This is a genomic window from [Clostridium] symbiosum ATCC 14940, assembly GCF_000466485.1.
Lineage (GTDB): Bacteria > Bacillota > Clostridia > Lachnospirales > Lachnospiraceae > Otoolea > Otoolea symbiosa.
Genome location: NZ_KE992895.1, coordinates 1 through 5,461, shown reverse-complemented (window position 1 = coordinate 5,461; position 5,461 = coordinate 1). Strand labels below are relative to the sequence as shown.

At 45.8% G+C, this 5,461-nt stretch carries 5 protein-coding genes and 2 pseudogenes; 5 read left to right on the top strand and 2 right to left on the bottom strand.

From position 1 onward, the window contains the following. Positions 1-179: 179 nt before the first annotated feature. Together mobV and CLOSYM_RS23205 are read right to left on the bottom strand one after the other, a co-directional pair. A complete protein-coding gene (gene mobV / locus CLOSYM_RS09845) occupies positions 180-1,121 on the bottom strand; it encodes a MobV family relaxase (protein ID WP_021642021.1) in 942 nt (313 codons plus the stop codon). Between the two features lie 185 nt (positions 1,122-1,306). Beyond that, a pseudogene (locus CLOSYM_RS23205) lies at positions 1,307-1,465 on the bottom strand (replication initiator protein A); the annotation flags it as partial. A 298-nt stretch (positions 1,466-1,763) separates the two neighbouring features. Here CLOSYM_RS23205 and CLOSYM_RS09835 point away from each other — a divergent pair. The 5 genes and pseudogenes from CLOSYM_RS09835 to CLOSYM_RS09815 all read left to right on the top strand — a co-directional run bounded on the left by CLOSYM_RS09835 (position 1,764) and on the right by CLOSYM_RS09815 (position 4,899). Beyond that, positions 1,764-2,255: a bacteriocin immunity protein gene (locus CLOSYM_RS09835; protein WP_044902332.1), complete on the top strand. Its 492-nt coding sequence runs from the start codon at positions 1,764-1,766 to the stop codon at positions 2,253-2,255. A gap of 48 nt (positions 2,256-2,303) precedes the next feature. Then, positions 2,304-3,068: pseudogene (locus tag CLOSYM_RS09830) on the top strand (helix-turn-helix domain-containing protein). Continuing rightward, positions 2,996-3,316 (top strand): immunity 17 family protein, encoded by a 321-nt coding sequence (locus CLOSYM_RS09825; RefSeq protein ID WP_021642015.1) that lies wholly within the window; start codon positions 2,996-2,998, stop codon positions 3,314-3,316. Before CLOSYM_RS09830 ends, CLOSYM_RS09825 begins: the two are co-directional and overlap by 73 nt. A 42-nt stretch (positions 3,317-3,358) precedes the next feature. Beyond that, positions 3,359-4,111, top strand: a complete 753-nt coding sequence (locus CLOSYM_RS09820) for a hypothetical protein (RefSeq protein WP_021642014.1) — start codon at positions 3,359-3,361, stop codon at positions 4,109-4,111. 173 nt (positions 4,112-4,284) lie between these two features. Then, complete coding sequence (locus CLOSYM_RS09815; RefSeq protein ID WP_021642013.1) at positions 4,285-4,899, top strand: DUF1963 domain-containing protein; 615 nt, start codon at positions 4,285-4,287, stop codon at positions 4,897-4,899. The last annotated feature ends 562 nt before the right edge of the window (positions 4,900-5,461 follow it).

Below are 5,461 nucleotides of genomic sequence, written 5' to 3'. Positions count from 1 at the left end.
TTGCCGCTTCCTGCTCCGGCGTGAACACCGGGGAGAGATTTTCCAGCGTGATTTCCTTTCCCTGAAAAGTCACGACTTCGGTTTCTTTCTTGTATCTGATATGCTCCATAGTACCTCCGTATTTAATTTTCAAAGTGCAGTGCCGCCATGCTGCGGCGTGAAATGTTTTCTGTCATCAATCACCGTTCCCTTGTGTGCCGCTGCTGCCGCTTCAGTTCTGCCAGCACCTCCGGCGGAATACGGTCAACCAGCCGCTGAATGTCTTTCAATTCGCTTTCCAGCTTTGCCCGTTCCATTGTATCTTTCATCTTGCCTTTTTCGCTGGCTTTGGCTCTGGCTTCCAACTGTTCATTTTCCGCCAAAAGGTCGTTTATCGTGACCTTGTATTTTTTCAGTTGCCCGGAGAAATTCTCCATCTGCGGAAACCACTTTTTCAGCAGGGAGAGGGCTTCCTCTTTTTTCTTTCCGGCGTTGAACGGGGTAATGCCGTCCAGCGTGGCTTCAATGGCTCTTGCCAGTTTTGAGAGATTGACCGCCTGCTTGAACAGACGGGTGGGGATATGCTTCCTGCCCGTTTTGCTGGCACTTTCCCCACGCTCCAAGTTGGGATATTTCTCAACCATATAGGCGTGAAAATCATCCTGCCATTTTGTGAGGTTGGCTCTGTTCCCGATAATCTCCTTTGCACACAGGCGGTTGTCCTCTGTCAGAGGGACAAAGACTAAATGCAGGTGGGGTGTTTTCTCGTCCATGTGTACCACCGCCGACACGATATTTTCTTTCCCTACCCGCCCGATTAAGAATTCAGCCGCCCTCTGAAAAAATTCCTGTATCTCCTTTGGGGACTTCTTCTTAAAAAATTCCGGGCTGGCGGTAATCAGCGTATCCACAAACCGGGTGCTGTCCCTGCGTGTCCGACAGCCTGCCTGTTCAATACGGTTCTGTATAAAGTGGTAGTACCTGCCCTCCGGCTTGACGATGTGGAAATTGTACTTGCTCCGGCTGGTGTCAATGTCGGGATTGCTGGCGTACTGTTCTTTCTGCCGTTCGTGATGGGCTTCCAGCGGTCTTGCCGGATTGCCTTTGTGCTTCTCAAAACGCAGGATTGCGTGTTGTGCCATGAAACTCCTTTCCCCATTTCGTTCCTTTCGGGGACTTTTCCACAGGAAAATCCCGCAGAAAATATCTCAGATAGGATAGGAATGGATAAGATATAAATAAAATCGTTTTAATCTCTGTATTTCTATATACCGTCCGGTTTCCGAACTTCAAGAGGATTGATTATCGTACTCTATGAGTGCGGTTTTCAGTCCTCCGGCGTTCCATAACCGGATTTCTTGAAGTCGGTGTTTGGAACCGCTTCATAGGATTTTGGGTAAATGCGGTTGGGTTTTCCACAGCCCTGTTTCCTAATGTCAATCAGCTCCGCATACTGTAACTCCCGCAGGGTGTTGACTTCCTGCCTCATTTCTGCGGCGTGCTCCGGCGTTGGCACGCTCCCCGGACTTCGGGACATTTTGTCCCGAAGTGGCTCCTTGCGGTGCTTCCCCTGCCGGGGTATTCCTTTTCGGACGGTCATTCTGTTTTCAAGGTGCGGCTCATCGATGAACTAAGATAATTCTACACCTAAAAGAACGCCCGCCCCGTATATCCGAAAGGTGGGAAATCAGCCCGGAAAACTCTCTATTTCCACGCTCTCGGAATTATGGTAGAATAGAAGAAACAGAACGATAAATCGAAGTTTTATGGAGGTAAATGGCAAAATGAAAAATCACTTGCAGCCGCATAGAAATTTGGAATCTGAAAGGCAATTAAAAGCAATTATTCAACAAATAGAAGCCCTTATGTATGAACCAGAGAATAAGCATGAAGTGGAAAAATTATTAAGAAAAGCCACAAAATTTATCAAAGCAAAGTACATGAGTTTGGATTTGGATGTAATTAGACATTACGATGGCTGGACTAATTTAGATACTTTGGTAACTGAACTGACTATGGAACTCCCTGCTTCGCAACTGTCAAGAGAAGATTTGGCTGATATAGTTGAAATGTTAACAACTATGAAAGATAAGGCAACAGGTAAAGTGCTGTCCGAGGCAGAATATGATGGATTAGTAATGACGTTTACGGAAAATATAAATCATCCTGGCGGAAGTGACCTGATCTTTTATCCTGAATTAGTTGGTCTGCCGCCAAATCCGACAGTTGATGAAATTGTAGAACTGGCAATAAAAGGGGGCTCATCAGAAAAATAAATTTTACCTGAATAATTCCCATTTATCGAGTAGACGAGGAGGGAGAGCATGGAGCTATCCATACAAGAACGATTGAAAGACCTGCGTGTGGAGCGTGGTTTGACGCTGGAACAGCTTGCGGAGCAGACGCACCTCTCCAAGTCTGCACTGGGCAGTTATGAAGCGGACGAGTTTAAGGACATCAGCCACTATGCTATCTGCTGGGGCTGTCCGAAACAAAAAATCACTCAAACGCCGATCTTGCAGACCTGCGTTTGAGTGACAGCATGATTGAACTATTGAAAAGTGGACGGGTGGATAATTCCCTCTTGTGTGAGCTGGCAGTACACCCGGATTTTCCCCGACTCATGGCTGACCTTGAAATCTATGTAAATGGCGTGGCGGGAAAACAGGTGCAGAGTGCAAATGCCATTGTGGACGCTGTGAGCGCAACGATTATGAAGCAGCACAATCCCGGCTTGACTGACCCGCAGTTAAGGCAGCTTATCGCCACCCATATTGATGATGACCGCTTTTGCCGCTATGTGATACAGCAGGACATAAACGGCATAGCCGCCGACCTGCGGGAAGACCATAGGGACGATTTTTTCACGCGTCCCGGAGGACAATCCGCTGAAAGGATTTTTACAGGCTGTTGATGAAGCCGCCAGCCCGGACAGCGACCCGGAGCAAGCGTCTTTGGCGTTTATCTGTAAACGGCTTCAATTGAATTTGAAGAAGCTGTCAGCGGAAGAAACAAAGTGGCTGAAAAAGATTGCGGAGAAATCGGATTTGCTGAAAAATCCAAACCCACAGCGGGGAAAAAGAGGGTAATATATGGAGAATGTTGTTGCATACTTGAAAGACCCTGGCAGTATGTGGTGATTGCGGGCGGCGGGCTGACGCTGTTGGGAGCAATCTTCAACTGGCGGTGGGTCACAAGCCCGGAGGGAGAAAGACCAAACGGCCCCGGACGCTTTATCTATGACCTGTTCGGGCAGGGCGGGTATCGTGTCTTTATGGGTATTCTGGGCGTTGTAATTATCGCTTGTGGGATTTTCTTTCTCTTTGTGGTTAGATAAAACAGAAGAACAAATCGGAATTGACGAAAGGAGAATTTTTCAATGACAATAGAAGAATGCAGAGAATATTTTCCTGATAGTTGGACAGAAATCATTCAACAAGACCGCTTACTAATGGAAATCTTTGGAGAACATGATTATAATTTAGAGGAGGAAGCTGTTCCGCCTTTTCTGTTTCAGGAATTGCGTGGCGGCAATATTGAGCACCTGCGTCCTATTTTTGCTCTCTACGGGCAAACTGGACTGGATATGTTACAAAAACTCTTGGAAATTGATGAAATCAGTAAAGATACAGCAGAGGTTCAACTGCCGGACGGACAGACGGGTTATGCAGGATATTTCTTTACTCGATTTTCAGAAGATAATAGGCAGAACGCTGAAAATGCTGTACGAGCCTACATCAAAAATATAAATCGTATTTTTGTGGAGGAGTTCAAAGAAGATGCTCCGCTGGACGAAAACGCCACAATAGAAATTCTCTCCGGGCAAGCGGCCCAGGATTTTAGGGCAGAAGTTCATGAGTTGTGGGTTAGCGGAGAAAGAACAGATATAGATGTAGAAACCGATTTGAGAGATTGGTGTTATGATATGCCGTACAAAAAAAGCTATAAGGATATTGAGTTGATGTCCGAAGCATTATACCATATCAGCTGTGATTATCTATTGTCTGATTATCTCCAGTGGTCTATGTATGATACAAAATGGGAAAATCCTTTCCGTCCTTACTTTGAACTTTGGAAAATGGGCTTAAAAGCCTATTTCCCAGAGCGCGGGCGTGTGGTATTGGCAGAATAAATGTAATTCCAGCCTGTCGGGGAAATAGCAAAGCCAGCCGAGTTAGTCAACGGCGGCGCATAAATGCGCCGCCGTTGACAATCCCGCTCGTCTTTGCTGATGGGCAATCAAGGCGGGAAAGTCCTAAAATGGCTTCCCGCCCATTTCAATTTTGCAAAGGAGCTTAAATATAAATGAGAGCCTATAAAATAGATGGTTTCATTTCCGGGAGTGGAGATGAAAAGTTTATAACGAAATTTGGCGGGCAGCCAGATTGGATTGAAAGTCCTCAATGGCCGGTTAGTATTCCATGGGATAATCGGCCATTAAAATTTATTGGACAGATAAGATTAAATGATTTTTATAGTGAACTGGAAAATTTGACATTGGCTTATATTTTTTTAACACAACCGGAAGATAAAGCTGACCCTTTTTTCGACCCAGATATAATTTTTCCTGATGAGGGAGAGAATGCAGTTATTATTCAGCCCAATGGAAAAATTCCAGAATATGTCTATATAGATAATTTTCGTATTGGACCAACAGTAGATAGCCAAACTATATGGATCCCCCAAACAACTGAAATTGAAGAAATCGAATCCACAGAATTTAAGCAAATAGACATAGATAAATTTTGTGGCTTTCCTGCCTTTTTCCAGAATAGCGAAGTTGAAGCAGACAAAAGACTGCTGTTGCAACTACATACTAATTGGTTGCCATTTTATATAAATGCCGGAGGCTCACCTACAATGTTTACATTTCTCAATGACAAGAAAAATGAGGCCTTGCTTCTAATTGAAGATATATAATTGGGGATTTTTCAAGCTGAATTAGTTTCATATTATTTGATAAATGTGCAGGTAGCAAAACCGGGAGAGGGTGTCAAGGACGGCGTAGCCGCTTGTTCTATCCTTGACACCCTCTCCCGGTTTTGCTTATTGGTAATCAAGGCAAGAAAGCCTTCATATGGCTTTCCTGCACTATTCCATTTTGAGATAAATGTCAAAATAGATGACTGGCGGACAAGCACAGTATGGGATTGTCCACCTTGTTAACCGTTTTGCAGGACAGACGGGAACGGTCAAGGCCTGGCGCAAGCCCGTTATTTCAGCCTTGACGGTTGCTGTCTGTTCTGCTATTTTTCCCGAAGTGTGGAGCCACAGGTTCGGGCCAAGTTGGCCGAAGTTCGGACGGTGGACGAGGGACGAGAGTTTCATATACGCTATGTCTGCTGACGAACGCGGGCGGGACTTGCGGGTATCCAGCCCCGCAAGCCCTGCCCGTGCTCCTGCCGTTTCAAGTGTCCTTGCCCTCCCCGGCGGCAAAGACACTCGAAGCGGCAACGCCGACAGAGCGTATAACACACTACAC

Excerpts from the sequence above, each read along its gene's own strand:
- mobV (WP_021642021.1), bottom strand. The coding sequence starts at position 1,121 with ATGGCACAACACGCAATCCTGCGTTTTGAGAAGCACAAAGGCAATCCG.
- CLOSYM_RS09835 (WP_044902332.1), top strand. The coding sequence starts at position 1,764 with ATGAAAAATCACTTGCAGCCGCATAGAAATTTGGAATCTGAAAGGCAA.
- CLOSYM_RS09820 (WP_021642014.1), top strand. The coding sequence starts at position 3,359 with ATGACAATAGAAGAATGCAGAGAATATTTTCCTGATAGTTGGACAGAA.
- CLOSYM_RS09815 (WP_021642013.1), top strand. The coding sequence starts at position 4,285 with ATGAGAGCCTATAAAATAGATGGTTTCATTTCCGGGAGTGGAGATGAA.